23 protein-coding genes are annotated in these 19,350 nt (G+C 69.9%); 9 read left to right on the top strand and 14 right to left on the bottom strand.

The window, feature by feature from the left end:
• Positions 1-11: 11 nt before the first annotated feature.
• Positions 12-200: a DUF1918 domain-containing protein gene (locus tag ACFSDF_RS19535; RefSeq protein ID WP_167002717.1), complete on the top strand. Its 189-nt coding sequence runs from the start codon at positions 12-14 to the stop codon at positions 198-200.
• Here the strand turns inward: ACFSDF_RS19535 and ACFSDF_RS19530 are convergent.
• The 3 genes from ACFSDF_RS19530 to ACFSDF_RS19520 form a co-directional block, all read right to left on the bottom strand.
• On the bottom strand, positions 158-535 hold the full coding sequence (locus ACFSDF_RS19530; RefSeq protein WP_377158798.1) for a hypothetical protein: 378 nt from the start codon (positions 533-535) through the stop codon (positions 158-160). The genes ACFSDF_RS19535 and ACFSDF_RS19530 overlap by 43 nt on opposite strands.
• A gap of 32 nt (positions 536-567) precedes the next feature.
• The gene (locus tag ACFSDF_RS19525; protein ID WP_167250954.1) at positions 568-903 is read right to left on the bottom strand and encodes a YnfA family protein; all 336 of its coding nucleotides are present in this window, start codon (positions 901-903) and stop codon (positions 568-570) included.
• Positions 904-966: 63 nt separating this feature from the next.
• Positions 967-1,947, bottom strand: a complete 981-nt coding sequence (locus tag ACFSDF_RS19520; protein WP_377158796.1) for a S1 family peptidase — start codon at positions 1,945-1,947, stop codon at positions 967-969.
• A gap of 502 nt (positions 1,948-2,449) precedes the next feature.
• On the opposite strand from ACFSDF_RS19520, the gene ACFSDF_RS19515 reads away from it, so the two are divergent.
• Positions 2,450-2,938 carry a methyltransferase domain-containing protein gene (locus tag ACFSDF_RS19515; RefSeq protein ID WP_167250950.1) on the top strand — a complete coding sequence of 163 codons (489 nt, stop codon included), beginning with the start codon at positions 2,450-2,452 and terminating at the stop codon, positions 2,936-2,938.
• An 11-nt stretch (positions 2,939-2,949) separates the two neighbouring features.
• Here ACFSDF_RS19515 and ACFSDF_RS19510 read toward each other — a convergent pair whose 3' ends face one another.
• The gene (locus tag ACFSDF_RS19510) at positions 2,950-3,441 is read right to left on the bottom strand and encodes a phosphoribosyltransferase (protein ID WP_377158794.1); all 492 of its coding nucleotides are present in this window, start codon (positions 3,439-3,441) and stop codon (positions 2,950-2,952) included.
• 52 nt (positions 3,442-3,493) lie between these two features.
• Between ACFSDF_RS19510 and ACFSDF_RS19505 the strand changes: the two genes are divergently transcribed.
• Positions 3,494-4,141: an MBL fold metallo-hydrolase gene (locus ACFSDF_RS19505; RefSeq protein WP_377158792.1), complete on the top strand. Its 648-nt coding sequence runs from the start codon at positions 3,494-3,496 to the stop codon at positions 4,139-4,141.
• 1 nt (position 4,142) lies between these two features.
• Positions 4,143-4,841 carry a VIT1/CCC1 transporter family protein gene (locus ACFSDF_RS19500; protein ID WP_167250946.1) on the top strand — a complete coding sequence of 233 codons (699 nt, stop codon included), beginning with the start codon at positions 4,143-4,145 and terminating at the stop codon, positions 4,839-4,841.
• 30 nt (positions 4,842-4,871) lie between these two features.
• Here ACFSDF_RS19500 and add read toward each other — a convergent pair whose 3' ends face one another.
• Positions 4,872-5,933, bottom strand: coding sequence for an adenosine deaminase (add, locus tag ACFSDF_RS19495; RefSeq protein ID WP_167002733.1), 1,062 nt, complete (start codon positions 5,931-5,933; stop codon positions 4,872-4,874).
• A gap of 128 nt (positions 5,934-6,061) precedes the next feature.
• On the opposite strand from add, the gene ACFSDF_RS19490 reads away from it, so the two are divergent.
• Positions 6,062-7,591, top strand: coding sequence for a UDP-N-acetylglucosamine 1-carboxyvinyltransferase (locus ACFSDF_RS19490; protein WP_167002734.1), 1,530 nt, complete (start codon positions 6,062-6,064; stop codon positions 7,589-7,591).
• Here the strand turns inward: ACFSDF_RS19490 and ACFSDF_RS19485 are convergent.
• On the bottom strand, positions 7,548-8,153 hold the full coding sequence (locus tag ACFSDF_RS19485; RefSeq protein ID WP_377158789.1) for a helix-turn-helix transcriptional regulator: 606 nt from the start codon (positions 8,151-8,153) through the stop codon (positions 7,548-7,550). The two genes, ACFSDF_RS19490 and ACFSDF_RS19485, sit on opposite strands and share 44 nt — an antisense overlap.
• A gap of 9 nt (positions 8,154-8,162) precedes the next feature.
• Between ACFSDF_RS19485 and ACFSDF_RS19480 the strand changes: the two genes are divergently transcribed.
• The 3 genes from ACFSDF_RS19480 (at position 8,163) to ACFSDF_RS19470 (ending at position 10,879) form a co-directional block, all read left to right on the top strand.
• The gene (locus ACFSDF_RS19480) at positions 8,163-8,954 is read left to right on the top strand and encodes a glycerophosphodiester phosphodiesterase (RefSeq protein ID WP_377158787.1); all 792 of its coding nucleotides are present in this window, start codon (positions 8,163-8,165) and stop codon (positions 8,952-8,954) included.
• A complete protein-coding gene (locus ACFSDF_RS19475) occupies positions 8,951-10,345 on the top strand; it encodes an MFS transporter (RefSeq protein ID WP_377158785.1) in 1,395 nt (464 codons plus the stop codon). The genes ACFSDF_RS19480 and ACFSDF_RS19475 overlap by 4 nt, the downstream gene beginning before the upstream one ends.
• 132 nt (positions 10,346-10,477) lie before the next feature.
• Positions 10,478-10,879: an RNA polymerase-binding protein RbpA gene (locus ACFSDF_RS19470; protein WP_167002742.1), complete on the top strand. Its 402-nt coding sequence runs from the start codon at positions 10,478-10,480 to the stop codon at positions 10,877-10,879.
• Positions 10,880-10,981: 102 nt separating this feature from the next.
• Here the strand turns inward: ACFSDF_RS19470 and ACFSDF_RS19465 are convergent, their stop codons facing one another.
• Complete coding sequence (locus ACFSDF_RS19465) at positions 10,982-12,061, bottom strand: epoxide hydrolase family protein (protein WP_377158783.1); 1,080 nt, start codon at positions 12,059-12,061, stop codon at positions 10,982-10,984.
• Between the two features lie 56 nt (positions 12,062-12,117).
• Here ACFSDF_RS19465 and ACFSDF_RS19460 point away from each other — a divergent pair, with 56 nt between their 5' ends.
• A complete protein-coding gene (locus ACFSDF_RS19460) occupies positions 12,118-12,582 on the top strand; it encodes a MarR family winged helix-turn-helix transcriptional regulator (RefSeq protein ID WP_167002746.1) in 465 nt (154 codons plus the stop codon).
• A gap of 10 nt (positions 12,583-12,592) precedes the next feature.
• Here the strand turns inward: ACFSDF_RS19460 and ACFSDF_RS19455 are convergent, their stop codons facing one another.
• The 7 genes from ACFSDF_RS19455 to ACFSDF_RS19425 form a co-directional block, all read right to left on the bottom strand.
• Positions 12,593-13,045 (bottom strand): FxsA family protein, encoded by a 453-nt coding sequence (locus tag ACFSDF_RS19455; RefSeq protein ID WP_167002748.1) that lies wholly within the window; start codon positions 13,043-13,045, stop codon positions 12,593-12,595.
• Between the two features lie 39 nt (positions 13,046-13,084).
• Complete coding sequence (locus ACFSDF_RS19450) at positions 13,085-13,828, bottom strand: polyprenol monophosphomannose synthase (RefSeq protein ID WP_377158781.1); 744 nt, start codon at positions 13,826-13,828, stop codon at positions 13,085-13,087.
• Complete coding sequence (lnt, locus tag ACFSDF_RS19445) at positions 13,825-15,360, bottom strand: apolipoprotein N-acyltransferase (RefSeq protein ID WP_377158779.1); 1,536 nt, start codon at positions 15,358-15,360, stop codon at positions 13,825-13,827. Before lnt ends, ACFSDF_RS19450 begins: the two co-directional genes overlap by 4 nt.
• A 201-nt stretch (positions 15,361-15,561) precedes the next feature.
• Complete coding sequence (locus ACFSDF_RS19440) at positions 15,562-17,115, bottom strand: amidohydrolase (protein WP_377158777.1); 1,554 nt, start codon at positions 17,113-17,115, stop codon at positions 15,562-15,564.
• The gene (locus ACFSDF_RS19435) at positions 17,115-17,714 is read right to left on the bottom strand and encodes a GNAT family N-acetyltransferase (protein ID WP_167002756.1); all 600 of its coding nucleotides are present in this window, start codon (positions 17,712-17,714) and stop codon (positions 17,115-17,117) included. Before ACFSDF_RS19435 ends, ACFSDF_RS19440 begins: the two co-directional genes overlap by 1 nt.
• A 6-nt stretch (positions 17,715-17,720) precedes the next feature.
• The gene (locus ACFSDF_RS19430) at positions 17,721-18,161 is read right to left on the bottom strand and encodes an Lrp/AsnC family transcriptional regulator (protein WP_208322326.1); all 441 of its coding nucleotides are present in this window, start codon (positions 18,159-18,161) and stop codon (positions 17,721-17,723) included.
• A 74-nt stretch (positions 18,162-18,235) separates the two neighbouring features.
• Positions 18,236-19,342 carry a M24 family metallopeptidase gene (locus tag ACFSDF_RS19425; RefSeq protein WP_377158774.1) on the bottom strand — a complete coding sequence of 369 codons (1,107 nt, stop codon included), beginning with the start codon at positions 19,340-19,342 and terminating at the stop codon, positions 18,236-18,238.
• Positions 19,343-19,350: the final 8 nt, after the last annotated feature.

Raw genomic sequence — 19,350 nt, 5'->3', positions numbered from 1 at the left:
GGGGTGAGGGCATGCACGCAACAGTCGGAGAACGGATCCGCTTCCACGGCCGTACGGTCGGTGCACCCGACCACAGCGGAGAGATCGTGACCGTACGAGGTGACGACGGGCAGCCACCGTACGTCGTGCGGTTCGACGACGGGCACGAGGCTCTGGTCTATCCGGGCGCGGACTGCGAGATCGTCCGCAGCGAGGGCTGAGCGCCGACCCACTGCTTGACGACCGGTGAGGTCACGCCGAGCAGCGCGACCGCGTACATCGTCACGGCGGCGAGCATGCGCGCCTCGTCAGCGGCGATCGAGCCCCCGTGCACGACGACGTAGCCCCAACCCCAGACGGCCAACACCGCCCAGAACGCGGCGCCGAACGCGAAGACGACGCGTGCCCAGCGCACACCGCACGCGGCCAGGGCCAGGAGCAGGACCGGCCACGCGACGGCGGCCTCGCGCTCCAGCGCGGCCACCGCGAGCACGGCAGCGGCGGAAAGGGCGAACATTCGTTGCGTCTGCGCCGGCATCCCCCATGGGCTCTTCACGAACGGGAGACTATCGGCTCGTGGACGGCAGGTCAGGAGTTTCGCGGTGCGTACATGATGAGCGCGACTCCCACCAGGCACACCATCGCGCCGGCGACGTCCCATCGGTCCGGCCGAAACCCGTCGGCCACCATCCCCCACACCAGCGACCCTGCGACGAACACGCCCCCGTACGCCGCGAGGATGCGACCGAAGTTCGCGTCGGGCTGCAGCGTCGCCACGAATCCGTACGCACCGAGCGCGAGCACACCGGCGCCGATCCAGGCCCATCCGCGATGCTCGCGCACGCCCTGCCACACGAGCCAGGCGCCCCCGATCTCGAAAAGTGCCGCCACGCCGAACAGGACGATCGAGCGCATCACGGACATCGGGTCTCCTCGGGGTGGACTGTCGCGCCATTGTTCACGCCCCGACGCCCCGACGCCTCGCGGTCAGCCGGCGGTGACGGCCGTGACGTTCAGGTGGTCGGAGATCGAGGTGTAGCGCTCCGCATAAAGGCGCACACCGCTGAGGTCGTATGCGATCACCATCCCGCGGATCGAGGCACGGGGCAGCGAGGTGTTGCGCTGGTAGACCGGGCCACCGCTGTCGCCGTCGCGGACGATCATTTTGTCGTCGTCACGACGGCCGCGCATGAGGTAGTACGTGCATGTCGACTCGACACCGGGGTTGTCGCAGTACGTCGCGTCGAGCGCCTTGATCTCGATGCCGCAGATCGCTTTGGTGACCTGGCCTGAGGCACAGACGGAGTCTCCGACCGCGCCGTTGTTCGCGCCGGTCACGACCCTCGAGGAGAAGCTGTCGAGTCCGTCGGTGTAGATGTTCGGCGAGTACGTGGAGCCGCCGAGACGCGCCTGGTCGTAGTCGGGGTAGTCCGCGCGGCCCGCGGTCGTGCCGTAGAAAGATGACCCGGAGTGCCAGTCGGTGCCGTTCGCGCCGCAATGTCCGGCCGTCACCGAGTAGTAGGTGCCGGTGGTCTTCCCGCGGGCAGTGAACCCCGCAGTACAAGAAGCGCCGCTGGCTTTGGTGATTCTGGCCCCTCCCCAGTGCGGGGCGCTGTCGGCTGCTCGGGAGGCGCGTCCGGCCTTTCCTCCGTATTCGACGACGACGGATCCGGCGTCGACGCCCTGCAGCGGTTGCGCCAGCGTGTCGAGGCGCCCCTCACGCGGCGGCTCTCCGCCGAGCGTCACGACCACCGCCTCCCGCTCCGGGTCGAGCTCCACCGCCATCCCGGCGACGTCTGAGGCGATCGCTGTACGCCACTTCTGCGGCTCGAAGGCGGCGTGCCACGCTTCGCGAAGCTCGTCGGCGGAGCGTTCGGAGACTCGCACCTCGAGTCCCTCCGCTGCCTCCTTCGGCAGGCGGGCGGTGAGCTTCGCGACGAGCGCCCTGCCGTCAGTCTCCTTAGTCACCACCAGCGTGTAGCCCTCCGCCGTGCTTCCGATCACGCCGATCACGCCGTGGTCGAGCCCAACGGGAACCCCGTCGGAACGCTTCTCACCGTCCGGCGAGAGAAGTGCGGTGACTCGCTGACCAACAACCCGTTGGACGGCGGTGGGCACGGGGCCGTCGAGTGCCAGGGGATCCGGGCCGAGACCCTCCGACCTTTCGACGACCGGCGCCCTCTCAGAGGCCGGTTCTGCTTCGTCGCCATGGACCGGCGCGCCTTCGGCGCCGAGGAGGACGAGAGCGCTGAGCAATGCCACGACGGGGTAGGTGAGTCTCTGAGGCTGACGCATTGTGACTCCTCGGGGGCACCAGTGTGACCTCGGACGCTAGCGGCAAACGAGGTCGGGGAGTTATGGGTTGCAGGGCGGACGACGCGCGCGCCAATGTTCCAACTCGGACACGGAAGTCGCGCACCGCGCCGCCGCACACGCGACACCGGTCACCGAACCGTGACAGCATCATCGCGTGCGACATGACACCTCCCCCAGGGTCGGCATTCCCCGTTCGACCGTGCCCCCGCTGTGCTCGACCGCGCTGACACTCGCTGGCGCGGGCGCCGGCCGTACGGCAGTCGTGATCGGGTGCCCCAACGGGGTCGAGGCGACCGCGCTGCTCGGGCTCGGATGGACCGTCATCGGCATCGACGAGGACCCCGAGGTCCACGAGCGTGTCCGCGCCGCCGCTGACGTCGCCGCGCTCGATCGGCTCACGACCGTGGTCGGCACGCTCCCCCGCATGAGCCGTCTCCCCGACGCCGATCTCGTCCTCACCCGGACGGCGTTGCTCGGCGACGCCGGTCCGACACTGTGGCCGCGGGTGGTCGAGGCGTTGCGTCCCGGTGGCCTCTTGGCCGCGCGGCTCACCGCGACGAGCGCAGGTCTGTTGCGAGGGTGGGCGCTGCTCAGCGAGCGCTACAGCGGCCCCACGCTCGAGGTGGTCGCCCGCCGTCCCTAGGCGCTTGGCGCTCAGGCGTCGACGACGCCCGTACGCCGCACGACCGGCGGCTCGCTCGACCACGGGAAGTTGATCCACGCGTCCGTCCTGCGCCACGCGAAGTCCGACTTGATCGCCGAGCGCGGCTTCTCGTAGATCACCGCCGTGCGCACGGACCGGACGTGGTCGGCGCAGAAGGCGTGCACGAGCTCCAGCGTCTTGCCGGTGTCGGCCACGTCGTCGACGACGAGCAGGTCTGCGCCAGTGAGGTCGGCGGTGTCCAGGAAGGGCGGGAGCACCACCGGCACGTCGAGACGGGTGTCGACGCCGGTGTAGAACTCCACGCTCATCGTGAAGAGGTTCTTGCAGTCGAGCGCGTAGGCGAGGGAGCCGGCAGGGATCAGCCCGCCGCGCGCGATGCCGAGGACGATCGTCGGCGCGAACCCGCTATCCGTGACCGTCTGCGCGAGCTGGCGCATCGCCGTGCCGTACAGGTCCCAGGTGAGGATCTCGCGCTCCTGCATGTCCAGAAGCCTAGTCGCGACGCTATCTCGTGTGCTGTGGGTAAATGGCCTCATGGACATCACGCGCTTCGGCCACGCCGCCCTCCTCCTCGAGTCCGGCCCGCACCGGGTTCTGATCGACCCGGGCACCTTCAGCCGCGAGGAGGTCTTCGACCTCACCGGTCTCGACGCGATCGTCGTCACCCACCAGCATCCCGACCACGTCGACCCGGCCCGCATCGAGCGGCTGCTCGCGGGCAACCCCGACGCGCGGCTGCTCGCCGAGCCGCAGACGGTCGCGGCGCTCGAAGGGCTCGGGGTCTGGGAGGCGACCGCCGCCGACGTCACCGTCGAGCTGGGCCGGTCGATGACGCTCACGGGCGTTGGTTTCGAGCACGCGGTGATCCACCCGGACATGCCGCGGGTCGGCAATGTCGGCATCCTCGTCGAGGCCGACGGCACCCGTCTGTTCCACCCGGGCGACTCGTACGCGTCGGTGCCGCGCGACGTCGACGTCCTCGCCGTGCCCCTCAGCGCTCCCTGGGCGAAGGTCAGCGAGACGGTCGACTTCGTACGGGCGGTGGCGCCGCGGGTCGTGTTCCCGATCCACGACTGCACGATCTCCGACGTCGCGTACCTCGTCTACTGGGGGCGCGTGGCCGAGATGGGCGGGGCCGAGCAGGCGCTGCTTCTCGGGCAGGACGGGACCACGAGCGCGTGAGATGAGCGCTGCGGCGCCCGAGTCGGGCCAGCAGGACCTCGGCGGGTGGCTGAACCAGCTGCGCGCCGGGGTCCTGGGTGCCAACGACGGCATCGTCTCGACCGCCGGGATTGTCATCGGGATGGCCGCCGCGACGAAGTCGGTCCCGGTCATCCTGGCCGCGGGGCTGGCCGGACTCGCCGCGGGAGCGCTGTCGATGGCGTCGGGCGAGTACGTGTCGGTGAGCACGCAGCGCGACACCGAGCGCGCACTCCTAGACGCCGAGCGCGAGCAACTCACGCGTGACCCCGAAGCCGCGCTCGCCGAGCTGACGCATGAGTACGTCGACAAGGGGCTGAGCGAGGATCTCGCCCGGCAGGTGGCGATCGAGCTGAGCGCGGGCGATGCGCTCGCCGCGCACGCCGATGCCGAGCTGCACCTCGACCCCGAGGCGCTGACCAACCCCTGGCATGCGGCGGTCGCCTCGATCGTCTCGTTCGCGATCGGTGGGATGCTCCCCCTGCTCGCGATCGTGCTGGTCCCGGTCACCGCGCGGATCCCGGTGACCTTCGGCGCCGTGATCGTCGCGCTCGTGCTGACCGGGTGGATCAGCGCGCGCATGGGTCACGCACCTCCCGCCCGCGCGACCCTCCGTACCGTGATCGGTGGGGCGCTGGCGATGGTGACGACGTACGCCCTCGGCTCGGTGTTCGACGTCTGACGGTCTGAGGCCCGACGTGCCACGACCAGGTCAGGACTCCAGCAGCAGCTCGGCGACGACGGCGTCGATCTCGTCGCGTATCCGCAGCTTGACGTCGCCTGCCGCGAACGAGGCATCGACCGCCGCACGCGCCAGATCGGCGAGGTCGGCGAGGCTCAGCCCGAACGCGTCGTGAGCGAGCTGGTACTCGTGCTCGAGCGTCGTGTCGAACATCCCGGGGTCGTCGCTGTTGAGCGTCACGAGGACGCCGGCGTCGCGCAGCGCCGGGAAGGGGTGCTCGTCGAGCGAGGCGACCGCGCCCGTGCACAGGTTCGAGGTCGGTGCGATCTCCAACGGGATCTGGCGCTCGACCAGCTCTGCGACCAGCGCCGGGTCGTCTGCGGCGCGGATGCCGTGCCCGATCCGTACGGCGCCGAGCGCGTCGAGAGCGTCCCGTACGGTCTGGGGTCCCGTGGTCTCCCCTGCGTGCGGGACGCTTTTGAGCCCAAGCGCCCGTGCACGCGCGAAGACCTCCGCGAACTGCGGCCGCTCGACACCGATCTCGGGACCGCCGAGCCCGAAGCCGACGGTGCCGTCGGGTGCGTGCCGCTCGACCCAGTCGATCGTCCGCTCCCCCGACGGCAGTCCGAGCTCTCCGGGGATGTCGAACACCCACGCGAGCTCGACGCCGCTCGTACGGGCCTGCGCACGGCCTCGCGTGAGGGCCTCGGCGAGCGCGTCGGGAGCGATCCCCATGAGGAGCTGGCTGTCAGGCGTCACCGTGAGCTCGGCGTAGCGGATGTTCTGCGCCGCCATGTCCGCACCGACGCCCGCGACGAGGTCCTCGACGTCCTGCGGCGTCGTGACGAGCTGGTTGGTCTGGATGTAGACCTCGATGAAGTGCGCGAAGTCACGAAACCGGTAGAACTCCTGAAGCGCCTCTTCGTCGACCGGCACCCCGACCTCGGGATGCCGACGTGCGAGCCCGAGGACGGTCTCCACGGACGCGGCGCCGAGGAGGTGGACATGCAGCTCCGCCTTCGGGAGCGCGTGGACGAAAGGATCGATGGGCCGTTCGCGTCCGGTCGCCGACACGACAGAGGGGTTGCTCATCGCGCCATTGAACCACCCCGTACGGTGGTGGCGGGTGTCTGTTCTCGGGTCAGGCACCTGCGTCACGTGACACGCGGAACACTCCGATATTCGACGATCTATCTCACATGTGAGATACGGTGGAGCACATGACTGACGACTACCTGACCCGGATCGGGAACCTCATTCGCGACGCGCGGAAGCATCGCGGCCTGACCCAGGCGGAGCTCGCTCAACTCTTGAAGACGAGCCAGAGTGCGGTCAACCGCATCGAGCAGGGCCAGCAGAACCTCACGCTGGAGATGCTGGCGCGCATCGGTGCCGCGCTCGACTCCGAGTTTGTGGCGCTAGGCACGTCAGGCCCTAGCCACCTGCGCGTCGTTGGCGAGACCAAGCTCTCCGGCTCCATCGATGTGAAGTCCTCCAAGAACGCCGGCGTCGCCCTCTTGTGTGCGGCGCTGCTCAACGAGGGCCGCACCACGCTGCGCAAGGTCGCCCGCATCGAGGAGGTCAACCGGCTCCTCGAGGTGCTGGAGTCGATCGGCTTCAAGACGACCTGGATCGGCGACGAGGGCGACCTCGAGCTGATCCCGCCGACGACCCTCGACTTGTCGTCGATCGATGCCGACGCTGCACGCCGTACGCGCAGCATCATCATGTTCCTCGGCCCGCTGATGCACCGCGAGCAGTCGTTCGATCTTCCCTATGCCGGTGGCTGCGACCTCGGCACGCGCACGGTTGAGCCGCACATGACCGCGCTGCGCCCGTTCGGGCTCGAGGTGAAGGCCACCGAGGGCAGCTATCACGCGACCGTCGACCCCTCGGTTTCCCCTGTACGACCGATCGTGCTCACCGAGCGCGGCGACACCGTCACCGAGAACGCGCTACTGGCCGCTGCGCGGCACGATGGCGAGACCGTCATCCGCAACGCCAGCCCCAACTACATGGTCCAGGACCTGTGCTTCTTCCTTGAGCGCCTCGGCGTCGAGATCGAGGGCATCGGGACGACCACGCTCCGTGTGAAGGGTCGCTCGCGCATCAACGTCGACGTCGAGTACGCGCCGAGCGAGGACCCGATCGAGGCCATGAGCCTGATCACCGCGGCGATCGTCACCGAGTCGAAGATCACCGTGCGTCGTGTGCCGATCGAGTTCATGGAGATCGAGCTCGCGCTGCTGGAGGAGATGGGCTTCACCTACGACCGTAGCGACGAGTATCTCGCCGAGAACGGCCACACCCGCCTCGTCGACATCACGACGTACCCGTCGGTGCTGCACGCGCCGATCGACAAGATCCACCCGATGCCGTTCCCCGGACTCAACATCGACAATCTGCCGTTCTTCGCGGTGATCGCGGCGACGGCCTCCGGGACGACGCTGCTGCACGACTGGGTCTATGAGAACCGCGCGATCTATCTGACCGAGCTCAACAAACTCGGTGCGAACGTCAAGCTCCTCGACCCGCACCGCGTCCTCATCGAGGGTCCGACGCGCTGGCGCGCCACCGAGCTCGTGTGCCCACCGGCACTGCGACCGGCCGTCGTGATCCTGATCGCGATGCTGGCGGCCAAGGGGACGTCGGTGCTGCGCAGCGTCTACGTGATCAACCGCGGGTACGAAGATCTCGCTGCGCGCCTCAACGCCCTGGGCGCCGAGATCGAGACCTTCCGCGACATCTGAGCGGCAGGGTCTCGGCCACCCCCTGCTGGTCGAGTGCCGGCGAGGAACGAGCCGGTGTATCGAGACCCCTATCCCCTACCGCGCCGAGGTGCTCGCCGAGCTCCTTGCGCGAGCGGATGCGCAGCTTCGCGTAGCTCGCCGACAGGTGCCACTCCACGGTCTTGATGCTGAGGAACAGCTGCTCGGCGATCTGGCGGTTGGTCGAGCCCGACGTGGCGAGCTCGCACACCGACAGTTCGGCAGTCGAGAGTCGGTCCACGCGTGACCCGCTCTCGCCGTCCGAGTCGGTCCGCGGCGCGAGGTCCTCGAGCTGTCGCGAGACACCGGCCGCGCCGATACGGTCCGCGATCCCTCGGGCCCGACCCGCGAGCGTCGCCGCCTCGGCCCGGCAGCGAGTGTCAGTGTTCCGAGAAGTGGCACTCCCCGTCGTACGGGGTGGGTGGCGGTACGTGCAGTCATGCTCATCCTCATCGGTCGGTGCTGATGCGTCGTCCAGCCTCACCCGATCTCGCCCCGTACGAGGTGTGCCAAGCACCCTGGTGCGTGAACCCTGGGGCGGCATACTGGCCCCGTGACCGACCCGGTGCCACCGTTCCGCGCTTCGCCGACCCCGCTGGCGTACGCGCACCGCGGGGGTGCGCACTACGCCCCTAACCGGGGCATCGAGAACTCCCTCGCCGCCTTCGAGAACGCGGTCCGGCTCGGCTATCGCTACCTCGAGACCGATGCGCGCACCTCGGCCGATGGCACCGTGTTCGCGTTCCACGACGCCTCGCTCGACCGGACGACCGACCGGGCTGGCGTCCTCGCCAGGCTTCCCGCCGACGAGGTGCTCAAGGCTCGCATCGGTGGGCGCGAGCCGGTCCCGCTGCTGAGCGACATGCTCGCGGCGTTCCCCAACGTGTACGTCAACATCGACGTCAAGGAGACCGCGGCGATCGCCCCGACCCTGCAGGCGATCACCGACGCCGGTGCTGAGGGGCGCGTCTGCCTCGCGTCGTTCTCCCACCGGCGCCTCGTGCGGATCCGGGCGCTGGCCCCTCACCTGACCACCTCGGCGTCGCCGCCGGAGATCGCGCGGGTGATGGCGCACCCGTGGCGGGTGCTCCCGCGGATTCGTGCGTCGGGTGTCGCCTGCGTGCAGGTCCCGACGCGGCGCGGCTGGCTGGAGATCGTGACGCCGCGGTTCGTCCGTGCCGCGCACGACCTCGGGCTGGCGGTCCACGTGTGGACCATCGACGACGCCGCAGAGATGGAGCGCCTCCTCGACCTCGGGGTGGACGGACTGATGAGCGACCGGATCGACGTCCTGCGCGACGTCCTGACCGCCCGCGGTCAGTGGACTGGAGGAGCCCCCGAATGACCGTCGCCAACTCCGCTGACGCTTCCGGCACCGCCCTGGGGCGCCGCCGAGAGCAGCGCGCCTGGTACTGGTACGACTGGGCCAACTCGGCCTACATCACGAGCGTCGGCACCGTGCTCATCGGTCCCTACCTCACCTCCGTCGCCGAGCGCGACGCGTGCGGACGGGTCGGGACGACCGACAACCCGTGCCACGCGAACATCGACCTGTTCGGGCTGGGACTGTCGGCGGGGTCGCTGGTCTTCTACGTCGTCACCTTCGCCACGCTGCTGTCCGCGCTGGTGCTGCCGATCGTCGGTGCCGTCGCCGACCGCGTCACGTCCAAGCGTCGACTGATGGCGAGGTTCGCTTGGACCGGCGCGGCGGCCGCGTGCGCGATGTTCTTCGTCGCGGGCAGCAATTGGGAGCTCGGGGCCGTGCTGCTCGTGGTGGCCAACCTCTGCATGGGCGCCTCGCTGACCGTCTACGACGCGATCCTCATCGACGTCGCCACACCCGACGAGCGAGACCGGGTGTCGTCGCGAGGGTGGGCCTTCGGCTACCTCGGCGGCGGCCTCCTGCTTCTCCTCAACCTTGGCCTCGTCCTCGGTGCGGGTGACGCGATCGGCACCGACACGGCGGTCCGGATCAGCCTGCTGTCGGCGGGCCTGTGGTGGGGCGGCTTCACCGTCGTCGCCTACCGAGGCTTGCGGGACCACCCGCCGACGGCGCTGCCGGACGGCGAGGAGCGCACGGAGGGTGCCCTCGTGCGCCGCAGCTTCGGCCAGCTGTGGAGCACGCTCAAGCACCTCAAGAACTACCCGCAGACGATGCTCTTCCTCGTCGCCTACCTCTTCTACAACGACGGCATCCAGACGGTCATCTACTCGGCGTCGATCTTCGGCCAGAAGGAGCTCGGCTTCTCCGCCGAGGTGCTCATCGCGACGATCCTCCTCGTCCAGTTCGTCGCGATCGCCGGTGCGCTGTCGTTCGGTGTGATCGCGCAGCGGGCGGGGGCGCGCCGGACGATCATGGGCGGCCTCGTCGTCTGGATGGTGATCGTCTCTTGCGGCTACGTGATGCCTGAGGGCGAGGTTGTGCCGTTCCTCGTTCTCGCGACCGGGATCGGTATCGTCATGGGCGGAACACAGGCGCTGTCGCGGTCGTTGTACTCCCAGATGATCCCGGCGGGACGAGAAGCCGAGTACTTCTCGCTCTACCAGGCCGCCGAGCGTGGGACGAGCTGGCTCGGTACCCTGGTCTTCGGTCTGGTGCACCAGCTCACCGGGTCGTATCGGCCGGCGATCTTCGCGCTGATCGCGTTCTTCGTCGTCGGATTCGTGCTTCTGGTGCGTCTGGACGCAAGACGTGCGATCACGGAGGCCGGGCGCGAGGTGCCCCAGTCCGTCTGAGAGCGGGCGTGTCGTACGACACGGTGGGCTCTCAGGGGAATCTCACGAGCCCCCGATACGTTGGACAGGGCGTACGGAAACGGACAGACGTGCCGTACGCATCAGACGTTTGATTGAGTCGGGAGGGCAGTGATGGCAGAACGCGCACTCCGGGGGGCGCGCCTCGGAACCCAGAGCTTCGAGGATGAGCGTGGCGTGGAGATGGCCCCGCGTCAAGAGGTTGAGTACGTCCTGCCCGACGGCCGTACGTTCACGGTCACGATGGCCGACGACGCCGAGCTGCCTGCTGAGTGGGAAGACCCGCGCAGCGGCAAGATGGGGCGTCTCGTCGACGGCAGCGAGCCGGAGCACAAGGAGGTCAAGGCCCCTCGTACGCACTGGGACATGCTGCTGGAGCGGCGTTCGATCCCCGAGCTCGAGGAGATCCTGACCGAGCGGCTCGAGCTGCTGCGGGCCGGCGAGATCGGTCCGGCTCACCTGCACCGCCCGGCCAAGGCCAAGACGAAGGCCAAGGCGCGCAAGCGCACCGCATGATCTAAGCGGTTCCACATTCTCGGGAACCTGTTCGAGATCCCCTGATCGCCTGGGTCGTACCGTCCCCCCGTGGTACGGCCCAGGCTTCTCTTTGCCCGCGAGTCACTCCGCGCGCACTCGCGAGAAGAACTCCCGGACGTCCTCGGCGAGCAGCTCGGGCACCTCCATCGCAGCGAAATGACCGCCGCTCTCGAATTCCGACCAGTGCCTGATGTCGTACAGCCGTTCGGCCAGCGGCCGCACCGACTGCGTGATGTCGTGGGCGAACACGGCCACGCCGAGCGGGACCGGGCACGGCGCGGCCTGTCGCGCGGTGTCTCGGTGCAGTCGTGCCGAGGAGGCCGCGGTGGCGGTCAGCCAGTACAGCGAGATGTTGGTGAGCATCCGCTCGTCGCTGACCGGCGAGCCGGGGTCCATCCACTGCGCGAAGCGCTCGGCGATCCAGGCCAGCTGAGCGACCGGCGAGTCCGTCAGCGCATAGCCGATCGTCTGCGGAGTGAGCGCCTGCAAGGCCTGGTACGGCGGGCGTGCCGCCATCAGCTGTCGAACCTTGTCCAGCCGGGCCTCGTCGGTTGCTGACAGTTCGACGTCCGGATCCGGCCGGGTCGGCAGGTAGTTCACGTGCACACCGACCACCTGCTCGGGGGCGACCGCGCTGAGCGCCATCGAGATGCCGGCCCCGAAGTCGCCCCCCTGCGCGCCGTAGCGGTCGTAGCCGAGACGGCACATCAGCTCGGCCCAGGCTCGCGCCACCCGGGCGGCGTCCCAGCCCCGCTCGTGGGTCGGACCGGAGAAGCCGTAGCCCGGGATGGAGGGGATCACCAGGTGGAAGTCGCGCGACAGCGGCTCGATCACGTCGAGAAACTCCAGGAACGAGCCGGGCCACCCGTGGGTGAGGATCAGCGCGAGCGCGTCCGGGTCGGCAGACCGTACGTGGACGAAGTGGATGTTCTGACTCTCGATCTCCGTGGTGAACTGCGGGAGCTCGTTGAGCGCGGCCTCGTGCGTACGCCAGTCGTAGCCGGTGCGCCAGAGCTCGGCCAGCTCCTTGAGCCGCGCCAGCGGGAACCCGTAGTCCCACCCGGCGTCGGCGACCTCGTTGGGCCAGCGCGTACGGGCGAGCCGGTCGTTCAGGTCGTCGAGGTCGGCCTGGGGGACGTCGATGCAGTACGGAGTGATCACGGATCCCAACCTACCCAATCGTTAGTCGCCCTAACGATCTGATTTAGACTCGCTCCATGGAGGATTCATCCCCGGAGAGGCCTGCGACGTGGAGGAGCCTGCCGAGCTGGCTGCTCTCCCAGACTGCGCACCATGCGCACCGGCTGCTGGCTGACGCGTTCTCGTCCGTCGGTGCCCGCGGCTACCACTACCGTGTGCTGGCGACGCTGGACGAGTTCGGCGCGGCCAGCCAGGCGACGCTGGGCCGCCGCACCGGCATCCACTTCAGCGACATGGTCGCCACCATCACCGAGCTCGCCGACGACGGGATGGTCGAGCGCGCGCCCGACCCCTCGGATCGACGGCGCAACGTCATCTCGCTGACCAGCTCTGGAGCACGACAGCTACGGCGCCTCGAGACGCAGCTGGCCGACACCCAGGAAGCGCTGCTCGCTCCGCTGTCACCGGATGAACGCGTGCGCTTCACGGCGCTTCTCGGCACGCTGCTGGACCACCACGACCGGCACGCACCGAGGGACTGAGCCGCGGGCGTCAGTCGTCGACGACCTCGCCCTGGACGACGGTGGGCGAGGTCGCATGCCCGCTCGTACGGCGCTGGAACTGCTCGCTCACGACCCACGTGCCCTGACGCTCGGCCCAGCGACGACTGCGCGTGCGCACCGCCTTGCGGACCGGCGGGAGCAGCAGCAGCGCGCCCGCGACCGCCGTGAGGTAACCAGGCACCGCGAACAGGAAGCCCACGAGCATCGTCAGACCGCGGCCGCTGCCTCCCTCGGGCGGAACGCCGTCGCGAGCGGCCAGACGCAGGTCCTGCCAGCCTCGGCGTCCGGTCTCGCGGATCACGACGATGCCCACGAGCGACAGCGCCATGAGCGAGATGATGGTGGCTCCGACGCCGATCCAGCTGCTCACCGCGACGGCGAGCGCGATCTCGATGACGGGCAGCAGCAAGAACGTCGCCGCGACTCCTCGACGTACCGTCATGTCCTCATCCCCTCCTCGCCCGCGACCTCGACCGCAGGTTCAGGCGTCCTGCTTCGAGCGTACGCGGCGCAGCCAATCTGTCCGGTCGCGCGCACCCCACGCCGTGATCCGCCAGAGCGCTTCGCGGACGATCGCGCCGTCCATCTTGGACTCACCGGCGACCCGCTCGACGAACGTGATCGGGACCTCGCGCACGTCGAACCCGCCGCGCACGGCCCGTCGCGCCAGATCCACCTGGAAGCAGTAGCCCTGTGAGGCGACTCCCCCGTCGAGGATCTCCTGCAGCGCGTCGGCCCGGAAGGCTCGATAGCCGCCCGTTGCGTCACGCAGGGGCAACCCCAAGGCCAGCCGCGTGTAGAGGTTGCCCCCGCGCGACAGCACCTCCCGGCGTACGGGCCAGTTGACGACGTCGCCGCCCGGCACCCACCGCGACCCGAGCACCAGATCGGCGCCGGCCTCGACGACGTCGAGCAGGCGGGAGAGCTCCTCGGGCTGGTGCGAGCCGTCCGCATCCATCTCCACCAGGATCTCGTACCCCCGCTCGAGACCCCAGGCGAAGCCGGCGAGGTACGCGGCGCCGAGGCCGTTCTTGGCCGTGCGGTGGAGGACCTGGACCTGCGGGTCGTCGGCGGCGATCTTGTCGGCGAGCTCGCCCGTACCGTCGGGCGACCCGTCGTCGACGACGAGCACGTCCACGTCGGGGGTGGCCTTGCGGACGCGTCCGACGAGCGGGACGACGTTGTCGGCCTCGTTGTACGTCGGGACGATCACGAGAGTCTTCACCGGCGTCGCACCTTCCGCCGCAGCATCCCCGCGGCCAGGACAGCGCCGATCACGAGGAGCGAGGCACGCTCGATCCACACGCCGAACCGTGTCCCCGTGGTGACTGAGGTCGCGACCTGGACCTCTTCGGAGAGGTACGCCGGCTCTTGCTCCGGCGCCGTCGCCTGCACGCTACCGTCCGGACCGATCACTCCGCTGATCCCGTTCGTCGACGGCACGGCCACGTATCGGCCGGACTCGATCGCCCGCAGGCGCGAGATCTGCCACTGCTGCTCCGGCTGCGGCGTGCCGGTGAACGTCGCGTTGTTGGTCTGCACGACGAGCATCTCCGCACCGTCGAGGACCGCGTCGCGGACGAGGCTGTCGAACACGACGTCGAAGCACGTCATCGTCCCGACCACGCCGTCGCCGATCCGCACCGCGCCCGACTCGTCGCCGGAGAGCATGTCGCGCGGGACCTCCTCCGCGAGCAGCGGCACGAGCCACTCCGAGAAGCCCCGCATCGGCACGTACTCGCCCCAGGGCACGAGGTGCTGCTTGACGTACTGGTCACCGGGCCCGGTCTCCGGGTCCCAGACGACGGAGGCGTTGTACGCGGTGCCGTCGCTGGGGCCGTCAAGGATGGCGCCGACGAGGATCGGCGCGCCGACATCGCGTGCGGCGCCGGCGATCATCTCGCCCGCGGCCACGTCCGTGATCGGGTCGATGTCAGAGGCGTTCTCGGGCCACAGCACCATGTCGGGCTGCGGCAGCTGGCCCGCGTGCACCCGCGCCGCATACTGCGAGGTCACGCGCACGTGGTTTTCGAGGACCTCGCGCTGCTCGCCGTACCACTGCGCGCCGGTGCCGGGGACGTCTCCCTGGATGACGGCGATCTGGAGCGAGCGCCCCTCCCCCGCGAGTCCGACGGGCAGCACCGCTCCCAGCGCGAACACCGCGGCGATCGAGACCGCACCGACGACGAGGCGGCGTACGCGGCCCGCGCCGGCGCTGCGGCGCGTGAAGGCCCACACGACGAGCGCGGCCGTGAGGAACACCGCGCCCGACAGCACAGAAACGCCGAGCCACCGCGCCAGCGGGGCGAGCGGGGTGTCGACGGCGGCGAAGGCCAGCCGCCCCCACGGGAACCCGCCGAACGGCAGGAGGCTGCGCAGCATCTCGGCGGCCATCCACGCGAGCGCGCCAAGCAGCGGCCACGCGCGGTGGCGTACGAGGACGGCGAACACCGCGCCGAACCCCGCGTAGAACAGTCCCTCGAACGCGGCCAGCGCGACATAGGCGCCCGGCACGTCGAAGACCAGGACCCAGTTGAGCAGCACGAGCAGGAAGGACGTACCGAAGACCCATCCGAGCCAGGCGCCGAGAGCCGGGGTCGCCCCGCGAAGGGCCACAACGAAGAGGACGAGACCGGGCCACACGAGCCAGGCCTGCTCGAGGGGCGCGAAGCCGCAGGAGACGATCAGCCCCGCGACCACGGCTGAACTGGTCCGTCGGAGCCAGGTCCGGTCGAGGGAAGAGAAGACGTGCGGCACGGCACCACGCTACCGAACGGCCGTCGCTGCCCGACCGGGAGAGCCCGAGAACGTGATCCGCCAGAGGCCTGACACCCTTCGGACCAGCTCGCGCTGTTGTCTAGTGGGCGCCAGGGCCTCTGGCGTTGGGCCTCTCCCCGTGATACTCGCCGGCATCCGAGAGGCGATCTCGTACGACAGTGCCGAACCTCGGCGCTGCTGTCAACCGTCAAGCCTACTGGAGGTGATCGCGTCATACGCGACACGGCCCGCGACGACTGTGCGTACGCACCGTGCTTCGCCTGCGAGCGCAGCCTCCAGCGGATCCGCCTCGGGCGGCACCTCCCAGAACGCAAGATGGGCAGGCGCCCCGACGTCGAGCGTGCCCGCTCCGTCGATGCGGGCGGCGTGCCAACCGCCGACAGTGTGCGCATGGAGCGCGGCGGGCACCGAGAGTCCGCGACCGCCCGAGCGTGGCTGCGTCGCCGCGCTGATCGCACTCCACGGCGCGAAGGGCGTGACTGGTGCATCGGACCCGAACGCCATCGGGACCCCGATCGCCGCCATCGCCGCGAACGGGTTCATCCGCCGAGCCCGGTCACGTCCGACTCGGGCTGCGTACATGCCGTCGTCACCGCCCCATGCGGCGTCGAACGCAGGCTGGACGCTGGCAGTGACCCCGAGCTGCGCGAGGAGCTCCAGATGGGCTCCTGAGGGCATCTCGAGGTGCTCTACGCGGTGCCGTGCCGAGCGGAGGCTGTCGGTGCCCAGGATGTCGCGCGCCTGCCGCAGCCCGGCGACCAGCGCCTCGCTCCCCCGGTCGCCGATCACGTGGAAGCCTGCCTGCAGGCCCCCGCGGGTGCAGGCGACGACGTGGGCGCAGACGGCGTCGGCGTCGAGGTAGAGGTGGCCGCTCGTTGTCGGGTCGTCGTCGTACGGCGCGTGCAGCGCCGCCGTATGAGAGCCGAGTGAGCCGTCGACGTTCAGGTCGCCGGCGAGGCCTGTCACGCCGTGCTCGCGCGCGGCTTCGAAGGCGCCGGCCTCACCCCAGTACGTGACCACGTGCGGGAGCACACGCTCGGCGCTGAGCGCGCGGATGCTCGCCAGGTCGTCCAGCGGGACGATGTGAGGCGCGGCCTGCTCATGGACCGAGACGATGCCGGCGGCCGCCGCGGCCCGAAGTGCCGTCGCGATCGACGCCTTGCGGTCCCCGAGATCGGGAACCGTCTCGAGGTAGCCGCGTACGAGGTGGTGGGCGTCGCGCTCGATCCTGCCGTCGCCCTGCCATCCGTCGAGGCCGCGGAGCGCAGGCACCCGAGTCACGAGCGCTGCTGACACGACGGCTGAGTGTGCGTCGACGCGCGCGAGATAGACCGCGCGCCCCTCCGCGGCGCGGTCGAGGTCCGCCCCGGTCAGCGACCCGTCGTGCCAGTCGCTGTCGTCCCAGCCGTGCCCGTGGACGACCAGGTCGTCGACGCGTGAGACGTGGGCGGCGAGCCGCTGCAGCGCCTCCACACGCGACCGCGAGCCGGCGAGGTCGAGGCCCCGCATCGCATGGCCGGTCATCTCCAGGTGCACGTGCGCGTCGACGAAGCCGGGAGTCACCAGGACCCCCGGCATCATCACGACCTCGTCGGCACCGTCGGCCCACGCCGCGGATTCCGCATCGGGCCCGCCCCAGGCGAGCGCGCCGTCCTCGACGGCGAGCGCAACCAGGTGCGGGAGACCTCCGACCCGCAGACCACGATGGAGCACCCGCCCGGGAGTCGCCGACATCACCGCACCTCGGAGGCACCGGGCCCGGTCGGAGTGTCGCCGTGCAGGGTCAGGTCGTGCTCGTCGGGGCGCAGGTCCAGCCAGAAGTAGACGTTGTCCCAGCGCTGGTCGCCGATCGCCACGAAGTCGGGGATGCGGCCGTACTCGCGAAAGCCCAGCCGCTCGTACAGCGCCATCGCCGCGTGGTTGTTGCCGCGTACGTCGAGCGTCAGGATCTCGATGCCGGCCTTGCGTGCGTAGTCGATCAGCTCGGTGACGAGCCGCTGGCCGAGCCCGCCCCCGCGCGCGTCGGACGAGACGGCGACGCGGCCGATGTCGGCGTGCGGCTGCTCGGTTTCGCCGATCCGGCGAGACCAGTAGGCGAAGCCGACGACCCGTCCCTCGGGGTCCTCGGCCACCGCCAGGCAGGCGTCGTCGAGGTCGCTCTCGTGGACGAGATCACCGAGAAGGTCGCCGACGTCGGACCGGCTCGGTGGCTCGAGCCAGCCGAGTGCTGCCCCCTCCTCCACCAGTCGCGTGATGAGTGCGTGCAGCGAGTCGAGCAGCTCTGGCTCGGGCTCGACGACACGTCGGACGGTGTAGGTGGCCACATCGGCCATGCAGGGTCAGCCTCCGATCGGGCGGTTCTCGTACGGGGTCGAGAGGACGATGGTCGTCCGTGTCGAGACGTTCGCGGCCGCCCGGATCTCCGCGAGCAACGTCTCTAGGTCACTTGTGGTGCCGACCCGCACCATGAGCACGTAGCTCTCCTCGCCAGCCACCGAGTAGCAGGACTCGATCGCGTCGAGGTGACGCAGTCGCTCTGGCGAGTCGTCAGGCTGGCTCGGATCGATCGGCCGGATCGAGATGAATGCCGTCAGCGCGAGGCCGACCGCGTCGTGGTCGAGCCGTGCCTGGTAGCCGGTGATGACACCCCGCGCCTCCAGGCGCTTGACACGCTGGTGGACCGCGCTCGTGGACAGTCCCGTGGCGCGGCCAAGGTCGGTGAAAGACATCCGGCCGTCGACAGACAGCAGCCGGACGATCTGCGCGTCGGTCTCCTCCACGCTGGACAGGATATACACGTCGCCCTCCGGCCGAGGGGCCCGCTCACCTCCAGAGATGGACGACACCGAGATGCTCAGTCGATCACGACGAGGTCGCGAGACGTCAGGTTGAGGCGCTCGAGACCGTCGTCGGTGGTGACCACGATGTCTTCGATGCGTGCGCCGTACTTGCCTTCGAGGTAGATGCCCGGCTCGATCGAGAACGCCATCCCCGGCTCGAGGACGAGGTCGTTGCCCGTCACGATGTAGGGCTCCTCGTGCGTCTCCAGACCGATCCCGTGCCCTGTCCGGTGGAGGAACGCCTTGCCGAACCCCGCGGCGTCGATGAGGTCGCGCCCGACCGTGTCGACGGACCCGGCGGTGACGCCCGGCCGTGCGTGCGCGCACTGCGCCTCCTGGGCGCGCTGGAGCACCTCGTAGAAGGCGACGAGCTCGGCCGGTGCCGTCCCGCCCGCGACGTACGTGCGGGTCGAGTCCGAGCAGTAGCCCGACGGCATCGTGCCGCCGATATCGATGACGACCGGGTCACCGGCCTCGATCACGCGGTCGCTGACCTCGGCGTGCGGCGACGCGCCGTTCGGGCCCGAACCGACGATGACGAAGTCGACCGACTCGTGACCCTCGGCGAGGATCGCCTCGGCGAGGTCGCGGCCGACCTCGCGCTCGGTACGCCCAGGACGCAGCCACTCCCCTACACGGCTGTGGACTCGGTCGATCGCCGCACCGGCCTCGCGCAGCGCGTCGACCTCGGTGGCCGTCTTGCGCAGCCGCAGCCCGCGCAGCACCGGGCTGGCCAGCACCTGCTCGGCACCGGGGAGGGCGGAGCGGAACGCGAACACCCGCTCGGCCCACATGTGATCGTCGACTGCGACACGGCGCGCCCCCTCGAGCGGCGCGGCCGCTGCCGCGAATGGGTCCTCGGTCTCGCCCCATCCGTGCAGGACGATGTCGTGGCTGTCCACGCCGGCCTCCAGCGCCATCGCCAGCTCCAGGCGGGGCAGCACGAGCACCGGATCGCCCTCGACCGGAAGGACGAGGCAGGTGAGCCGCTCGAGGGGCATCGCCGCGAATCCGGTGAGGTAGCGGAGGTCCGCTCCCGGGGTCACGAGGAGGGCGTCGACGCCGGCCGCAGCGGCGGCCGTACGGGCGGCATCGAGCCGGCGGGTGATGTCGGTGCTCATGACGTCGA

The sequence above is a fragment of the Mumia zhuanghuii genome (assembly GCF_042681565.1).
GTDB lineage: Bacteria > Actinomycetota > Actinomycetes > Propionibacteriales > Nocardioidaceae > Mumia.
This window is presented reverse-complemented; position numbering and strand designations above follow the sequence as displayed.